The organism is Telluribacter humicola (assembly GCF_017355935.1).
Lineage (GTDB): Bacteria > Bacteroidota > Bacteroidia > Cytophagales > Spirosomataceae > Telluribacter > Telluribacter humicola.
The window spans coordinates 693194-708663 of the sequence record NZ_JAFIQT010000001.1 but is presented as its reverse complement, the minus strand read 5'-3'; the positions used below and the strand labels follow the sequence as shown (position 1 = coordinate 708663).

The following is a 15470-nucleotide window of genomic DNA, read 5'->3' as shown; positions in this document are numbered from 1 at the left end:
CTACCCTACCGTATTGGTAAGTGTACCGATAGGCTCTATGGTAATATGTATCTTATCGCCCGGCTCCAGCGTAAAGTCAGACGGAGGAATAATACCGGTACCGGTCATCAGGTAAGCTCCCTGAGAAAACGTAGTCTCACGGAAGAGGAATCCGAGTAGTTCGTTTGGCTTACGCTTCATCTGTTCCAGCGTTACCTCACCCCTGAAGGCCTCTTCGCCCCCCCGGAGGATAGTCAGTTCAATCAGAGTATCCTGTGCAAGGGGCTCCTTCGTTACATACAGACAAGGCCCAAGCGCCGCACTTCCGTCGTAGGTCTTGGCTTGGGGCAGGTACAGTGGGTTTTCGCCTTCTATACTGCGTGAGCTCATGTCATTCCCGATGGTGTAGCCTACCAGCGTACCCGACGAAGTAGCGAACAGAGTTAGCTCAGGCTCGGGCACATTCCAGCTGGAGTCACGACGAATGCGTACAGTACCATAGTCACCCACAACCCGGGCTGCCGTAGACTTAAAGAATAGCTCCGGCCGATCCGCATCGTACACCCGGTCGTAGAAACTACCTCCACCGGCCTTCTCTGACTCCTCCATCCTGGCCTCACGACTCCGGTAGTAGGTTACTCCAGAAGCCCATACTTCCTGCGTACCGATAGGAGGCAGCAGCTCGGGCATGGGTGAAGCATCGGTAAAAGGCAGCAGCAGTAGGCTCTCCGTCTGGGTAATGAGCCAGTCGTAGAGATTATCCCGGTTGACAACTGCGTCCCAGTTCGTTTCGTGCAGACGATAGAACTGGTCCTCTTTTTCTAATAGTATTCCGTGGTGAGTGCGGTAAAGCTTCATGTATGATAGTATTAAATCTTTTTTTATCAAAAGTACCCTCCACTACCCTTTTACTCCCTATTCTCTCACTTCAACTCACTCAGATCTTCTCTTTCAGGAAGGTAGCCGTGTAGTTATCTTCGAGCTTTATCATCTCCTCAGGAGTACCTGCAAAGGTTACATAGCCCCCCGCATCACCTCCCTCAGGCCCCATATCTACAATCCAGTCGGCACACTTGATTACCTCCATATTATGCTCAATAATGATCACACTATCTCCCTGATCAACCAGCGCGTTAATGGCTTTGAGCAGCTTCTTAATATCGTGGAAGTGCAGACCCGTAGTCGGTTCGTCGAAGATAAATAAGGTCTTTCCTTTGTTGGCATTTCCTTTCCCCAGGAACGAAGCCAGCTTCACCCGCTGCGCCTCTCCCCCTGATAAGGTGTTAGAAGATTGTCCTAGCCGTACATAGCCCAGTCCGACATCCTGCAGCGGCAGGAGCTTTTCGACTAGCTTAGGCTCCGACTGCCGGAAGAACTCGATAGAGTCATCCACCGTCATGTCCAGAATATCAGCTATATCTTTGCCATTGTACTGTACCTCGAGGATCTCCTGCTTAAAGCGCTTTCCACCACAGCCTTCGCAGGTCAGGTAGATATCCGCCATGAACTGCATTTCGATCTTCACCTGACCTTCCCCCTGACATACCTCACAGCGTCCTCCTTCTATGTTGAATGAGAAGTGAGAAGGCTTGTAGGCACGGGCTTTGGCAACGGGCTGTTCGGCCATCATCTGCCGGATATGATCGTAAGCTTTGATATAGGTAACGGGGTTAGAGCGTGATGATTTACCGATCGGGTTCTGGTCTATCATCTCTACTGCCTCTATCCGCTCCAGACTACCGGCCAGTTCATTGAACTTACCAATGTCCTCGCTGTACTCGCCTTTGACACGCATCAGAGCCGGGTAGAGAATCTTACGGATTAAGGTAGACTTACCCGATCCACTCACTCCGGTTACGACGTTCAGTACCCCCAGCGGGAACTTTACATCCACATCCTTCAGGTTATTCTCTCGGGCTCCTTTCAGTTCGAGGAAGTGGGTAGTTTTGCGTCTGAAAGTTGGGACGGGTATGGTATCACGCTCCAGCAGGAAGTCAATCGTGTAGGACTTGGGCTCGTCCGTAGCCGGCAGCTCTTTCAGATTGTTTATATCTTCCCAGTTACCTTCAAATACCACATGACCTCCACCTGAGCCCGCTTCGGGACCAATATCAATAATCTGATCGGCGGCGTGCATTACCTCCTCTTCGTGCTCTACTACTATTACGGTATTACCCAAGTCACGCAGCGACTCCAGTACGCCTACCAGCTTGCGAGTATCGCGTGGGTGGAGACCAATACTTGGTTCATCCAATATATACATGGACCCCACCAGCGCACTACCCAGGGAGGTAGCCAGTTTGATCCGCTGGAACTCACCACCCGATAAGGAATTGGTAAGGCGATTGAGCGTCAGATACCCCAATCCTACGCGCTCCATGTACTCGAGACGATTCACTATCTCGATCAGGATTCGGCGGGCTACCTGCTGCTCGTGTTCATTCAGTTCAAGATTTTTGAAAAATATAGATACCTGGCTGATGGGCATCAGTACCAGGTCAGTGATAGAAGCCCCTCCTACCTTGACATAGGCGGCATCCTTACGGAGACGTGAGCCCCGGCACTCAGGACAGGTCGTACGGCCCCGGTAGCGCGAAAGCATAACACGGTACTGAATCTTATGCGTCTGCCCCTCGATATCTTCAAAGAAAGCGTTAAGCCCACGGAAGTACTCATTACCGGTCCAGAGCAACTCCTGATACTCGGGCGACAGGTCTTTATAAGCCCGGTGAATGGGAAAATCAAAGCGGATACCATTGCGAAGCAGCGGACGCAGCCACTCGCTCATCTTCTCGGTACGCCAGGGCGCCACCGCTCCTTCAAAAACCGACAGGTTTTTATCAGGTATTACCAGATCAGGATCAATACCCAGTACTTTACCAAAGCCTTCGCAGCGCTTACAGGCTCCGTAGGGATTATTAAAGCTAAACAGGTTGACAGTCGGCTCCTCAAAGCGGATACCGTCCAGCTCAAACTTATCCGAAAACTCGCGCCGCTCGCCTCCCCGTACTTCTACGTAACAAACTCCCTCTCCTTCAAAGAAGGCCGTCTGCACTGAGTCAGACAAACGGTACTGAGTATCCTCGTCGTCATGCTGTACTGCGGCACGATCTATGAGTATTTCCAGCCTGCCTGAGGTATCAAGGGAGGAGAAATTTTCGAGTACCTCTTCGATAAAGTGAGTCTCGCCGTTAGCAACGATCCGGTTGTATCCCTTTGAGAGGAGAATATTAAGCTCGCTCTCCAGCGTACGACCATCGCGCACCAGCAGGGGCGCCAGTACCATGACGCGGGTACCTTCCTCGTGGCTCAGAATATAGTCTACCACATCAGTTACGGTATCTTTGCGTACTATCTGTCCCGACTTGGGCGAGTAGGTGATACCGATACGAGCAAAGAGTAGCTTCAGGTAATCGTAGATTTCGGTAGTGGTACCTACCGTAGAGCGGGGGTTGCGGGTACTGACCTTCTGTTCGATGGCAATAGCCGGCGAAATACCTTTAATGTATTCCACCTCGGGCTTTTCCATCCGCCCCAAAAACTGACGGGCGTAGCTGCTAAGGCTCTCTACGTACATGCGTTGCCCTTCGGCAAACAGGGTATCAAACGCCAGGGAGGACTTGCCGGAGCCGGACAAGCCGGTAATCACGACTAACTTATTTCGGGGTATAGCTACATCAATATTTTTAAGGTTATTGACGCGAGCTCCTTTTATCAGAATATATTTCTTAGGATCAAGTTCTTCAAACGGAACACCTTCAAGGCGAAGTTCGGGTTGATTCATCATACACGGACCAATGAGTAACTGAGGGCATAGTTAGAGAAGCCCCTATCTAATTGTAAACCCAAAATTCGCCGCTTTAGTTTGTGATTCCTAATGCTGTTTTTAAGTAGTTAAGTACCTCTTCTTTTACTCTTGCTGGTTGCAAATCAAAAGAATACAGATAAAAATTAGAGTGTCCCTTGCCTGCCGATATAAGTTTTCTTACCTTTGCAAGCCCAAATTAGGAACAGTAGATTTTATAGCGCTATAATTTAGGAATTGAGATGAAACGTACGTATCAACCTTCGAATCGTAAGAGAAGAAACAAGCACGGCTTCCGTGATCGGATGTCAACGGCTAACGGTCGCAAAGTAGTAGCCGCTCGTCGTAAGAAAGGTCGTTGGAAGCTAACAGTATCTGACGAGAAGCGTCATAAGCAGTAATAAGCGTTTATTAGGCTTGAGCCAAACGTTTAGCAAAGACGAACGATTAAGTAGCCACCATACCATTGGCAGGCTCTTTCAAAGAGGTAGTACGGAGGTGCACACGTTCTACCTCTTTCCTTTTCGGGTGCTTTATATCTACGAGCCCGACTCTCCCCCTGATCTCCCTCAGGTCCTCTTCTCTATTTCCCGCCGCCAGTTCAAGAAGGCCGTCGACCGTAATCTGGTCCGTCGCCGCTGCCGCGAAGCCTATCGCCTCAACAAATCTATTTTGCTGGAGTTAACACCCTCAGCCCGTCCGGCTTACATTGCTTTTTTGTATCTTGCAAAAGAAAAAGCAAATTATGACGTTATTGAGAAAGCCATGCGGCAAGTATTAACACGCATGAGCAAGTCGTCCGCAACGTCGAAATAGTTGGTAGTTGATCACACCTGTGTAGTTGAAATTTACTGTATCATGAAGAAATACTTCCGTTCCCTATGGCTTGCCGCTCCTGTGGCTGCGGGGCTAGCCTTTTTTTCGTTTCGTCAGGACGACCGCCTCTTCGAAATAGCTCGTAATCTTGATATTTATGCTACGCTGTTCAAGGAACTGAACGCCTACTACGTAGATGATGTCAATCCTAATCGCCTGATCAAGTCAAGTATTGATGCCATGCTGCGGCAGCTCGACCCATACACGGTATACTATGCGGAGGATGATATCGAAGACTACATGACCATGACTACCGGTAAGTACAATGGCATCGGGGCCCTGGTCAGTACTACTGATGGGAAGCACGTGGTCATGATGGTGTACGAAGACACTCCCGCTCAGAAGGCAGGTCTGATGCTTGGTGATGAAATTATCAAAATAGATGGCGTTGATCTTTCTACCCGTACCGAATCCGATCCAAGCAAACTCCTGCGCGGCCAGACCGGCAGCAGCGCCAAGCTACTTGTAAAGCGTTACGGCCAGAAAAACCCGATTGAACTGACAGTAACCCGCGATATCGTCAAGATGACCAATGTACCTTACTACGGTATGATCAATGACGAAGTTGGCTATATCGATCTGAAAGATTTTACCGCTACGGCTTCCCGTGAGGTACGTAATGCCTTCCAGGAGCTAAAAGGAAAAGGCATGAAGAAGGTGGTACTTGATCTGCGTGAAAATCCGGGCGGATTGCTGAACATGGCCATCGAAATCTCCAACGTATTTATTCCAAAGGGTGAAGAGGTAGTTTCTACCAAAGGAAAGGTGACTGAGTGGAACAAGACCTACTCGGCCTACAACCCAGCTCTGGACACCGAGATACCCATCGTAGTACTTACTAATAACCGCAGTGCTTCCGCCGCCGAAATCGTAGCCGGTGTAATTCAGGACTATGACCGGGGTGTGCTAATTGGTCAGCGTACGTACGGCAAAGGTCTGGTACAGACTACCCGTGACCTGTCGTACAACACCAAGATGAAGATCACGACCGCCAAGTACTATATTCCCAGCGGACGGTGTATCCAGGCTATTGACTACAGCCACCGCAACGAGGATGGCAGCGTAGGTAAGGTACCTGATTCGCTAATGACAGCCTTTACAACCCGCAACGGACGTGCCGTGTACGATGGAGGTGGTATCCTGCCGGATATCGTTGTTGAGAAAGAAAGCTATTCGCCCCTGGCTGGCTCGCTGCTTCGTAAGCGTCTGCTGTTTGACTACGCGGTGAAGTACCACGCGGAGCATGCTACCATTAAACCCGCTCGTGAGTTTAGCCTGACAGATGCTGAGTACCAGGAATTCGCCAAGTGGCTCAAAGATAAAGACTACGACTATACTACGCAGGTAGAAAAAGAACTGAACGAGCTGGAAGCGTCGGCTAAAAAAGAGAAATCTATTGACGCTATCCAGGAGCAGTTGAAGTCATTGAGAACCAAGCTCAGCCATAACAAAGAGAATGATCTGCAGCTTCGTAAGGCAGAGATCAAGAACTTGCTGGAAGAAGAGATCGTGAAGCATTACTATCTGGAAAAGGGAATGAAAGAGGCTTCTTTCAGTAAGGACGCCGAAATGAAGGCTGCTTTGGACCTTTTCAAAGATATGAACCGCTATCAAGGCCTTTTGAAAGGAAAGAAATAGTAGTTTTGTAACGATCAAATACCCGATTCACAACATGCTCCCCTACCTTAGAGCGGGCATGTTGTGAATTTTTTATTTCTACATCGTGATTCCCATGCTTATACTTAGTATAGATACTTCTACGCGCGGCTGCTCGGTAGCTCTTCACCAGAATGGAGAAGCCCTGCTGTCATACGAGCTTAATACCGACCGCTCCTCTTCGTCCATGCTGACCACACTCATGCACAGTGCCGTAGAACATGCCGGCTTTTCCTTGCATGACCTGGATGCCATAGCCGTCGCCAAAGGCCCCGGCTCTTACACAGGTTTGCGGGTGGGGGTATCTACTGCCAAGGGGCTGTGCTACGCGCTGGACAAGCCCTTGATCGCGATTAACACGCTGGAGGCCATGGCGGTACAGTTACGGGCGCTCTACACCGAAGAAGTACTACTATGCCCTATGATTGATGCCCGTCGTATGGAAGTGTACTGCGCGGTGTATGACAAAAAGCTTACGGCCGTACAGCCTACGCAGGCGCTCATTATTCAACCTGATTCATTCGCAGAGCTTCTCCAGAACCATCCTGTTGTTTTCTTTGGCGATGGAGCGGCTAAGTGTGAGCCAGTACTGGGTAGTCATCCCAATGTACGCTTTGTATCTGACTTAATTGAACCCTCAGCTCGCACCATTGGATGGCTGGCTACTGAGGCCTTTCGACAGGAACAGTTTGAAGATGTAGCTAACTTTGAGCCTTACTACCTCAAGGATTTCGTAACTACTCAGCCGCGTAAGAAGGTAACTACTCCCTCTACGCAGGAATAGCGAACATTTCGGAGCGACTCTACGTTAGAAAACAGGTAGTGCCTGTCTGCACATAGTACTACCAGTGAAGTAACATTTATAAAAGATGGAAACCGAAGAAATTGTAAACCGGGTAGCCAATAGCGGCCTTATATCATTGGATCTGGAAGAGTACTACCATCCGGGTGAGCGGGTCGTGTATGATCTGAAAGATAACCTTTTCCAGGGACTGATCCTGCGAGAAAAGGATTTTCGTGAATTCCTGAAAAACCACGACTGGAGCCAGTACCAGGGCAAGAATGTAGCCGTTACCTGTACCGAGGATGCCATAGTACCTACCTGGGCTTATATGCTCCTGGCTCTGCATCTTGAGCCGTACGCTAATACAGTTGTGTATGGCGATCTGCAGGCGCTGGAAGACAAGCTCTTTTACGATGCCATTGCCCGGATAGATATTGAAGCCTATCGTGATAAGCGCGTAGTGATCAAAGGCTGCAGCAAGCATCCTGTACCCATCTCGGCCTATGTCGAGATCTCACGACTACTACGGCCCGTTGCACAGAGCCTGATGTTCGGTGAACCATGCAGTACAGTACCACTGTACAAAAAGCCGAAGCATGCAGTGAAGTAAGCCCGGCTTACTTCACTAAGCGGAAGCTCATCCGGTGGTAAGGGCAAGGCCCGTGCTCCTGTATAGCCCGACGATGCCGCGGTGTCGGGTACCCTACGTTCTGCTCCCATCCGTAATGCGGGTACTCTACCGCCAGGCGCTCCATCAATTCATCACGATAGGTTTTGGCCAGGACTGAGGCTGCCGCTATGGACAGGTAGTGCGAGTCACCCTTTATGATGCAGATATGCGGGATCATAGGGTACGGGACAAAGCGGTTACCATCCACCAGCAAGTGCTCCGGACGTACATGCAGCTGGTCTACGGCCCGGTGCATAGCCAGAAAGCTAGCCTTCAGGATATTGATCTCGTCGATCTGATTATTGCATACCTCCGCAACCGCCCAGGCTATGGCATCCTGCCTAATCTCTTTCTGCAAAGTATCCCGCTGTACTTTTGTAAGCTGCTTGGAGTCGTTCAGGAGGGGATGTGTGTAGTCGGAGGGGAGAATGACAGCCGCGGCTACTACTGGTCCGGCCAGGCACCCGCGCCCCACCTCATCCAGCCCGGCCTCCAGAGTATTCTGGTTATAGTAAGAACGTAACATCAATCTTCCAGTATATTGGCCATAAAAGTACTCTTGGTCGCCAGCGCAATCAACAGCAGCAGCACCGCCCAGTACAGATACACCCGGTAGTAGTCCTTTACTTCGCGGTACATGACATCCCGGTACTTCACCTTTTCCAGCTGATTTATCTGGGCAAACACATTCCTAAGCGCATTGGTATCCGCTGCCCGGAAAAATTTCCCATCGGCGGCGGCCGCTATTCGCTGCATCTCGCTCTCATCCATAAAGTCATTAAACGTAGCTCTGAGCGTATCTGCCCTTGCTGTACGCTTAACCGCTTTACCCACCGCAATTGTGTAGATACGCACCCCAAAGGCTTTGGCCAGACGTGCCGCCGTCACCGGGTCCAGGTTACCGGAGGTATTATCCCCGTCGCTGATGAGTATGGCTACCTTACTTTCACTTTTTGAATCACGCATGCGGTTTACAGCTACGGCCAGCGCACTACCTATGGCCGTACCGGCCGTACGAATCATGTCCGAGCTGATATCATCCAAGAATGAGTACAGAAGCTGGTAATCTGTGGTAAGCGGGCATAGTGAAAAAGCCTCCCCCGCAAAGATGATCAGCCCGATCCGGTCGTGCAGCCGTCCCTCAATAAAGCTTCGGGCTACCTTCTTAGCCGCCGACAGCCGATTCGGCTCCAGGTCTTTTTCGAGCATAGAGTCGGATATGTCCAGCAGCAGCATGATGTCTATGCCTTCTGAATAGCGATCGATACGTTCGGTAATAACCTGGGGGCGCGCCAGGGACACCAGCACCAGCATCAAAGCCAGCACTACGGCCACCGGCTGGACATACCTGAGTCGGGTAATCCAGTCTTCCGACGTAGCCGTAGCCTCGTACGGCATGGCCAGGTGTTGCTTGGCACTACGGTGAAACAGGTAACGGAGCCATAGCAACAGGGGGATGGCCGGAATAGCGTACAGAAAGTAGGGATGTACCCAGTGAAAAGACCGTAGGGTATTCCATCCAAACCATTCCGGTGAAAACCATTGCTGCTCCATAATCTGATTTATGCTTCCACTGTTTCTTTGCCTACCTGAGCAATTTCACGACGGCGGCGGCGGTACGACCGCAAGGCAACCGTCCGTAGCACCTGTAGGGACACATCCATATTTTTTGATCGTACCTGACCGTATATAGTACCATCAATATCTTTCAGGGCATCGGCCAGGGGTTCATCCGGTATATTATCCAGAATCTCCCGGGTGGTGTAGGTAGCGAAGGGTTTTTCTTCCACCCGCTCCAGGTACTTTTTCCACACGATTACGGCCTTTTCGGCGTCCGACACACTATTACGCTCCCGTGCGTTGCGGTTGAGCCGGTTGAAGGTACGAACAAATTCCCGGTGCCTCCGCTGTAGCTGAAACATCTGCCACTGCCGGTTGATACTACGCCCAAACAGCCAGTATATAAGCAGGCTAATGCCCGTCACTGCGGCTACTACCCCTAGAAATACGGAATAGTTGAACTGCCGGCGCAAAGGTAGCACTTTGGTCTCGGCCTGCAGAGCCAGGCTGTCGTTTTTAACCACCTCGGGCAGCAGGCGCAACAAGACGGTATCGGGAGCTGTGTACACCGCGGTACAATCGCTGTTGTTCATGACGAACACCGGCAAAGAAAGGAGCTGGATGGGTGTTACCTCAAAGGATATGAGTTTATAAACGGTACTGTCGAGACTTCCGCGTTCATCCGTCTGCGTAATGAAGTATTCCTGACCGAGTACCTGAAAAGGAGAAAAATTAAACGTTGTATCCGGGAAAAAGACTTCCTGTGCCGGATCATGCCGATAGCTGAGTGAATAGAAGAAAGGCTTTCCAACCCGAATGGTATCAGTCATAAACTTTCCCTTGGGTCTGTCAGATTGCGCTAGTACTACCTGAGCCAGTAGTACCAGGAACAGACCAACTACCACTGGTAAAGCAAGGTGACGAATCCGGGAATGTATGTAACTAAGAAGAAACAAACTGTAATCGTATAGTTAAAGACGGAGGGGTGACCTACTCTTGCACTCAGGCATGGTTAGGGGATGTACCCTTGACGTAACGTCTTACCCTGAATAATCGTATCAGGGCGGGGACGTAGTCTTCACGGGTATTTAACGAAAGGTAATCGGCCTTATTCTGCCGGCAAAGCCGCTCCAGCTCCTGACGACGCTTGGCGTACTGATCTCTCATGGCCACCCGGTAACGTGACGACGAAGTATTGATCCATACCATACTCTGACGCTCCGCATCATAGACGGGAATAATTCCCAGCTTAGGCAGATTGGTTTCCCGCTGATCATGCACATGAATCACAATCAGGTCATGCTTACGCGCCAGTGCTTTCAGGTTATGCTCGTAATCCTTATCAATAAAATCAGATATCAGAAACACCAGACTCCGCCTTTTCAGTACATTCAAGGCCAGCAGGATAGCCTCTGACAGGTTTGTCTTTGATGACTCGGGCTGAAGCTTAAACAGTTCTGATATCAGGCTGTACCCATGTTTCATCCCATCAGAAGGGCGGATGTACTTTTCTTTTCGGTCGGTAAAGCAAAGCATCCCTACCCGGCTGGCTTCCCGTATAGCCGCCAAAGTCAATACCCCACATATCTCCTTAGACGCATCAATCTTCTGGCGTATAGCATCTCCTACTTCCTGGGAGGCACTTACATCCACCATGAAAAACACCGTCTGTTCTTTCTCTTCCTTAAATATCTTGATATAGGTACCATGCCCTTTGGCTGAGGTGTTCCAGTCGATCGTCCGTACATCGTCCCCATACTGGTAGAGCCGCAGATCGTCAAACTCAAGCCCCGACCCTTTAAACACCGAATGGAAGTTGCCATGACGCTCGCTGTTAACCGCTTTGCGCATCCGGATCTCGTACCTACGGAGCTTTGATAAAAACTGTTCGAACATAATAAATACAGGTTCTGCAAAAGAATCACCAACTTTGCAGCGTTGAGCGTATAAAACAAAGATAGCTAATTTGTAAAGATCATGCGTCGAATCCTTTTTTTACCACGTCAGGTACTGGCTTGTCTGCTCCTAATGCTTATGGCGTGCGATTCGGAAGAGCAACCTCCCAAGGATATTATTGCGGAAGATAAAATGGCGGCAATACTGGCTGATATTCACCTGGCCGAGTCACGGGTGTCCCGTTTGCAGCTACAGTCGCTGGATTCGTCAGCCATGGTGTTTAACCAACTCCAGAAGCAGATATGGAAAAAGCACAAAGTGGATACGCTTCGCTATAAGGAAAGCTATGCTTTTTATACCACTCATCCGCAATATATGACACGTATCTATGAAAAAGTAGTAAAAAACATTGAAGCACGCGAAAAGAAAAACAACATCAAGCTGTAATTGTTGTTAATATTTGAGATTTTTGGGGTTCATTCGACTACTGTTTTTCCAATAGACCAGATGGCGGTGGAATTACCACGCTTTCCATTATCAATCTAAAAAATATTCGAGAAAGTCTTGAGCAACTCTATTGTCATTATACCTACCTACAATGAGATTGAAAATATCGAAGCCATCATCAGGAAGGTTTTTTCGCTATCTCATCTCTTTCATGTTCTCATCGTAGACGATGGCTCGCCAGATGGTACAGCCCTGAAAGTAAAGGAGCTCCAACATGAATACCCTGCACAACTGCATATGCTTGAGCGAAAGGGCAAACTGGGCCTTGGCACAGCGTACATTCATGGGTTTCAGTGGGCACTGGCCAGAGGGTACGAGTACCTGTTTGAGATGGATGCCGACTTCTCACATAACCCTGAGGATCTGGTACGCCTGTATCAGGCTTGTCACGAAGAGGGGCACGATATAGCCGTTGGATCACGGTACATCAAAGGCGTTAATGTAGTAAACTGGCCCATAGGGCGTGTACTGATGTCTTACTTTGCCGGTTACTATGTTCGTATGATTACGGGCATGCCCATCATGGACCCTACTGCCGGCTTTATTTGCTACCGCAGTCGTGTACTTCAGACTATCCAGCTGGACCGCATCCGCTTTATTGGGTATGCTTTCCAGATCGAAATGAAATTCAATGCCTGGAAATACGGGTTCAGCATCACCGAGGTACCTATCATTTTCACGGATCGTACCAAAGGGGCATCCAAGATGTCTGCCGGTATATTTAAAGAAGCTATCTGGGGAGTAATGAGCTTAAAGATCGGGAGCTTCTTCAGAAGCTACATACCTGAAAAGAGAGAAAACGCACCACTCGCACAAAAGCCTGTTGCTGAGTAGAAGCCTTCAAATACTCTAAAAAGCTACAATGAATACCGTATTTATTGTAGCTTTTTTAGTTACAGTACCTGTCCCCCCGCTGCAAACATTTTATTGGCTTATTGTGTCATCAGAATACTACATCTCTACTTCTGCATGACAAGCTACTATCCGTCCTTTACTGAGCTGGCTGTACTCAGCCCTACCGCTACAGTTGATACTATGTACCAGGCACTAAGTCTGGTGAATGAACATAAGCTGGCGGCTCTGGCAGTACCTCCCTTCTGGACTAAAAAATTAAGAAGAGACATGGGACCAGCGCATGCAGCGGAGCTGATCACGGTAGTAGGTTACCCCTATGGTTACCAGCGCACCGAAGCCAAGCAGTTAGAGGCAGAACTCGCCTTAAAAGATGGGGCCAATGCCATCGAACTTACCCTTAACGTATCGGCCTGGCAGTCGGCTTCGGCGGGGTGGATTAAGATCGAGACCGTAAAGTTTGCCAAGTGGCTGCACGAGCAGGAAGTCCCCCTGACAGTAAGGTTTGAATTAAAGCAGGTCGCTAACGCTACGCTCCCCGGGCTACTCAAAACATTATCTGATGCCGGTGCCGACTATATAAAGGTAATGCTTGATGAAGGCTCTCTATTACCCGAAGCCGCTCGCCTCCGGGAGCTATTGCCTACAAATACAGGTCTGAGAGTGGGAATCTCAGCCACGACTGCTGCTAGTCTGGCAGATATACAGGAAACGGGAGCTGAACGTATCGAACTCCCGTTTCCTCACTGATTTTATCTAGATGCTACCGGTAGCTCAGCCACTCTACCCGTATCATTGGGCTGGCTGTCTTACCGGTTTCTCCGGCTTTACAGGACTCCTGGCTCCAGCTACCGCCATTGGTCCGGTACCACCCCCGGCACGTGTCAAACTCATTGGTAGTACCCAAGATCTGCCCGAAGCATTTTGTTCCGGTACTGTCTACACCTTCATAGGGGCTATTTTCCGAGTGTAACCATTCTAAAGCCACAAAGAAGCCCTCTTTGGGTACCGGTAAATTATAGCGTCCAATTATTACATCCTTCCAGCGATACCAGGGCCGCCCGGGCATTACGACTACGTTTTCATCCAGCAGGTCCTCCCCCGGCATTCCATTGTTATTTTTATATACGCGTACCCGGATTGGCGCTCTCTGCTTCCCTTTGGAAGAAACGTAAAAAGATATCTTTCTTAGAACTCCGGCTTCACTTTTCTCATTGGGTACATATAAAGCCACTTCGCGCGGTTGACTCGCTTCACAGGAACTAAGATACCCACTTGGTCGCTTCCGCCAGGCCCCTTTTTGTACTACATGAGGTTTACTAGACGCGGAGGCTGGAATCTGATCTAACGCGAGGGGTTTCTCAACCAGCGATACCGTCAGTGCGGTATCAGAGTTAAGCTTCTCTATTTGTAAAGTCTGATAGCCGGGAGCAGAAATGAGCAGTCCATCCGATGAACCTGGCCAGCGAAATAAGCCACTGGTATCGGTATAGATACCTGTATTACGGGTATCGTTAGTCACCAGGGCATAGGCTACGGGGGCACCTGTTATGTAATTTACCACACGCCCCTGTACCGACTGTCCAAAAGTTATCTCAACTACCAAACAGCAAAACCAGGCGAGTATCCAACGTCTACTCATGCTTAGCGTTGGTTAAGTTCACGAATAGCCAGCCAACTCATTAGCCCCGGCCCTATTTCCAAGGCCTCTTCGTCGATATCAAATGTAGGTGTATGTACACCGGAGATAATGCCTCTGGCTTCGTTGCGAGTCCCCAGCCGGTAGAAGCACGCATCTACTACCTGCGAGTAGAAGGCAAAGTCCTCACCCGCCATCCACAGATCCAGATCTACTACGTTCTCGGCTCCCATGTATTCTACGGCGGCGGCTTTCATACGGCGGGTCAGTTCGGGGTGGTTTTTCAGGAAAGGGTAGCCTTTTACTACTTCAAACTCACAGCTACCGCCCATAGCATCGGCCATGCCTTCGGCCATCTTTTTCATTTTACGCAGCCCTTCCTCCCGCCACTCCTCATCCATACACCGCCAGGTACCCTGGATGGTCACCTCGTTAGGAATCACATTGGTCACGCCATCGGCTATAAAACGACCAAAAGAAAGTACCGATGGATTGGCTGGTTTGCGGTGGCGGCTAATGATCTGCTGCAGGGCCACGATGATATGAGAGGCCATTAGTACCGGATCAATGAGTTGATCGGGCATAGCCCCGTGTCCACCTTTACCTTTTACGGTCAGGTACAGCTCGTCGGTACTGGCCATGTACATACCTTCACGGAAGCCTATCTTACCTACCGGTACGTTAGGCGCCACGTGCTGTCCTACCATGCTGGTCGGCTTGGGATTGTCCAGTACGCCTTCTTTTATCATCAACGAGGCTCCACCGGGGGCTTTCTCCTCGGCTGGCTGGAATACCAGTTTCACCGTTCCCTCAAACTCTCCTCGCAGTTGCTGCAGAATACGTGCCGTCCCCAGCAAGGAGGAGGTATGTACATCGTGGCCGCACGCGTGCATCACGCCCGGCACCTGCGACTTGTAGGGTACATCATTGGCTTCATGAATGGGTAACGCATCCATATCGGCTCGCAGGCCTACTATTCGGCTCGACGGGTTGCGGCCTTCGATAAGAGCTACTACACCGGTACCTGCTACACCTTCCTGCGGCTCGAGGCCCAGCGACCGAAGCTGATCGGCTACAAAGCGGGCCGTTTTATGTTCGTTGAATGAGAGCTCGGGGTTCCTATGCAGGTGGTGACGATTGGCGGTCACATCAGCTACGTAATCCTTAGCAAGTAGTTTTATTTTCTGGTGAAGGTCAGACATAGGTTAGTATCGATATTTAATAAGGGTAAATATATGAAGAAATC

At 49.8% G+C, this 15470-nt stretch carries 16 protein-coding genes; 8 read left to right on the top strand and 8 right to left on the bottom strand.

Features of this window, described 5'->3' with window-relative positions:
* Both JUB14_RS03295 and uvrA read right to left on the bottom strand, forming a co-directional pair.
* Positions 1 to 837 carry a fumarylacetoacetate hydrolase family protein gene (locus tag JUB14_RS03295; protein WP_207504335.1) on the bottom strand — a complete coding sequence of 279 codons (837 nt, stop codon included), beginning with the start codon at positions 835 to 837 and terminating at the stop codon, positions 1 to 3.
* A 79-nt stretch (positions 838 to 916) separates the two neighbouring features.
* Complete coding sequence (gene uvrA, locus JUB14_RS03290) at positions 917 to 3766, bottom strand: excinuclease ABC subunit UvrA (protein ID WP_445515039.1); 2850 nt, start codon at positions 3764 to 3766, stop codon at positions 917 to 919.
* Positions 3767 to 4026: 260 nt separating this feature from the next.
* On the opposite strand from uvrA, the gene rpmH reads away from it, so the two are divergent.
* From rpmH to JUB14_RS03265, 5 genes are all read left to right on the top strand, one after another.
* Positions 4027 to 4185, top strand: coding sequence for a 50S ribosomal protein L34 (gene rpmH, locus JUB14_RS03285; protein WP_207504334.1), 159 nt, complete (start codon positions 4027 to 4029; stop codon positions 4183 to 4185).
* Positions 4186 to 4201: 16 nt separating this feature from the next.
* On the top strand, positions 4202 to 4600 hold the full coding sequence (locus tag JUB14_RS03280) for a ribonuclease P protein component (protein WP_207504333.1): 399 nt from the start codon (positions 4202 to 4204) through the stop codon (positions 4598 to 4600).
* Positions 4601 to 4642: 42 nt separating this feature from the next.
* A complete protein-coding gene (locus JUB14_RS03275) occupies positions 4643 to 6298 on the top strand; it encodes a S41 family peptidase (RefSeq protein ID WP_207504332.1) in 1656 nt (551 codons plus the stop codon).
* A 94-nt stretch (positions 6299 to 6392) separates the two neighbouring features.
* Complete coding sequence (gene tsaB, locus JUB14_RS03270; protein ID WP_207504331.1) at positions 6393 to 7100, top strand: tRNA (adenosine(37)-N6)-threonylcarbamoyltransferase complex dimerization subunit type 1 TsaB; 708 nt, start codon at positions 6393 to 6395, stop codon at positions 7098 to 7100.
* Between the two features lie 85 nt (positions 7101 to 7185).
* Positions 7186 to 7710 carry a DUF2480 family protein gene (locus JUB14_RS03265; RefSeq protein WP_207504330.1) on the top strand — a complete coding sequence of 175 codons (525 nt, stop codon included), beginning with the start codon at positions 7186 to 7188 and terminating at the stop codon, positions 7708 to 7710.
* Between the two features lie 7 nt (positions 7711 to 7717).
* Here JUB14_RS03265 and rnhB read toward each other — a convergent pair whose 3' ends face one another.
* The 4 genes from rnhB to JUB14_RS03245 all read right to left on the bottom strand — a co-directional run bounded on the left by rnhB (position 7718) and on the right by JUB14_RS03245 (position 11226).
* Entirely contained in the window at positions 7718 to 8296 is a 579-nt protein-coding gene (rnhB, locus tag JUB14_RS03260) for a ribonuclease HII (RefSeq protein WP_207504329.1), read from the bottom strand.
* Positions 8296 to 9324 (bottom strand): vWA domain-containing protein, encoded by a 1029-nt coding sequence (locus JUB14_RS03255; protein ID WP_207504328.1) that lies wholly within the window; start codon positions 9322 to 9324, stop codon positions 8296 to 8298. The genes rnhB and JUB14_RS03255 overlap by 1 nt, the downstream gene beginning before the upstream one ends.
* A gap of 8 nt (positions 9325 to 9332) precedes the next feature.
* Positions 9333 to 10235, bottom strand: coding sequence for a hypothetical protein (locus tag JUB14_RS03250; RefSeq protein ID WP_310586064.1), 903 nt, complete (start codon positions 10233 to 10235; stop codon positions 9333 to 9335).
* 97 nt (positions 10236 to 10332) lie between these two features.
* Positions 10333 to 11226, bottom strand: coding sequence for a DUF58 domain-containing protein (locus JUB14_RS03245; RefSeq protein ID WP_207504327.1), 894 nt, complete (start codon positions 11224 to 11226; stop codon positions 10333 to 10335).
* A gap of 81 nt (positions 11227 to 11307) precedes the next feature.
* Between JUB14_RS03245 and JUB14_RS03240 the strand changes: the two genes are divergently transcribed.
* From JUB14_RS03240 to JUB14_RS03230, 3 genes are all read left to right on the top strand, one after another.
* On the top strand, positions 11308 to 11673 hold the full coding sequence (locus JUB14_RS03240) for a DUF4296 domain-containing protein (RefSeq protein WP_207504326.1): 366 nt from the start codon (positions 11308 to 11310) through the stop codon (positions 11671 to 11673).
* A gap of 117 nt (positions 11674 to 11790) precedes the next feature.
* On the top strand, positions 11791 to 12567 hold the full coding sequence (locus tag JUB14_RS03235; RefSeq protein ID WP_207504325.1) for a polyprenol monophosphomannose synthase: 777 nt from the start codon (positions 11791 to 11793) through the stop codon (positions 12565 to 12567).
* A gap of 135 nt (positions 12568 to 12702) precedes the next feature.
* Complete coding sequence (locus JUB14_RS03230) at positions 12703 to 13335, top strand: deoxyribose-phosphate aldolase (RefSeq protein ID WP_207504324.1); 633 nt, start codon at positions 12703 to 12705, stop codon at positions 13333 to 13335.
* Positions 13336 to 13348: 13 nt separating this feature from the next.
* Here the strand turns inward: JUB14_RS03230 and JUB14_RS03225 are convergent, their stop codons facing one another.
* Together JUB14_RS03225 and JUB14_RS03220 are read right to left on the bottom strand one after the other, a co-directional pair.
* The gene (locus JUB14_RS03225) at positions 13349 to 14227 is read right to left on the bottom strand and encodes a carboxypeptidase-like regulatory domain-containing protein (protein ID WP_207504323.1); all 879 of its coding nucleotides are present in this window, start codon (positions 14225 to 14227) and stop codon (positions 13349 to 13351) included.
* Between the two features lie 2 nt (positions 14228 to 14229).
* A complete protein-coding gene (locus JUB14_RS03220) occupies positions 14230 to 15426 on the bottom strand; it encodes a M20 metallopeptidase family protein (protein ID WP_207504322.1) in 1197 nt (398 codons plus the stop codon).
* Positions 15427 to 15470 lie beyond the last annotated feature (44 nt).

Coding starts and splice junctions, on each gene's coding strand:
- JUB14_RS03295 (WP_207504335.1), bottom strand. CDS start 837: ATGAAGCTTTACCGCACTCACCACGGAATACTATTAGAAAAAGAGGAC.
- uvrA (WP_445515039.1), bottom strand. CDS start 3,766: ATGATGAATCAACCCGAACTTCGCCTTGAAGGTGTTCCGTTTGAAGAA.
- rpmH (WP_207504334.1), top strand. CDS start 4,027: ATGAAACGTACGTATCAACCTTCGAATCGTAAGAGAAGAAACAAGCAC.
- JUB14_RS03275 (WP_207504332.1), top strand. CDS start 4,643: ATGAAGAAATACTTCCGTTCCCTATGGCTTGCCGCTCCTGTGGCTGCG.
- tsaB (WP_207504331.1), top strand. CDS start 6,393: ATGCTTATACTTAGTATAGATACTTCTACGCGCGGCTGCTCGGTAGCT.
- JUB14_RS03265 (WP_207504330.1), top strand. CDS start 7,186: ATGGAAACCGAAGAAATTGTAAACCGGGTAGCCAATAGCGGCCTTATA.
- rnhB (WP_207504329.1), bottom strand. CDS start 8,296: ATGTTACGTTCTTACTATAACCAGAATACTCTGGAGGCCGGGCTGGAT.
- JUB14_RS03255 (WP_207504328.1), bottom strand. CDS start 9,324: ATGGAGCAGCAATGGTTTTCACCGGAATGGTTTGGATGGAATACCCTA.
- JUB14_RS03245 (WP_207504327.1), bottom strand. CDS start 11,226: ATGTTCGAACAGTTTTTATCAAAGCTCCGTAGGTACGAGATCCGGATG.
- JUB14_RS03240 (WP_207504326.1), top strand. CDS start 11,308: ATGCGTCGAATCCTTTTTTTACCACGTCAGGTACTGGCTTGTCTGCTC.
- JUB14_RS03230 (WP_207504324.1), top strand. CDS start 12,703: ATGACAAGCTACTATCCGTCCTTTACTGAGCTGGCTGTACTCAGCCCT.
- JUB14_RS03225 (WP_207504323.1), bottom strand. CDS start 14,227: ATGAGTAGACGTTGGATACTCGCCTGGTTTTGCTGTTTGGTAGTTGAG.
- JUB14_RS03220 (WP_207504322.1), bottom strand. CDS start 15,426: ATGTCTGACCTTCACCAGAAAATAAAACTACTTGCTAAGGATTACGTA.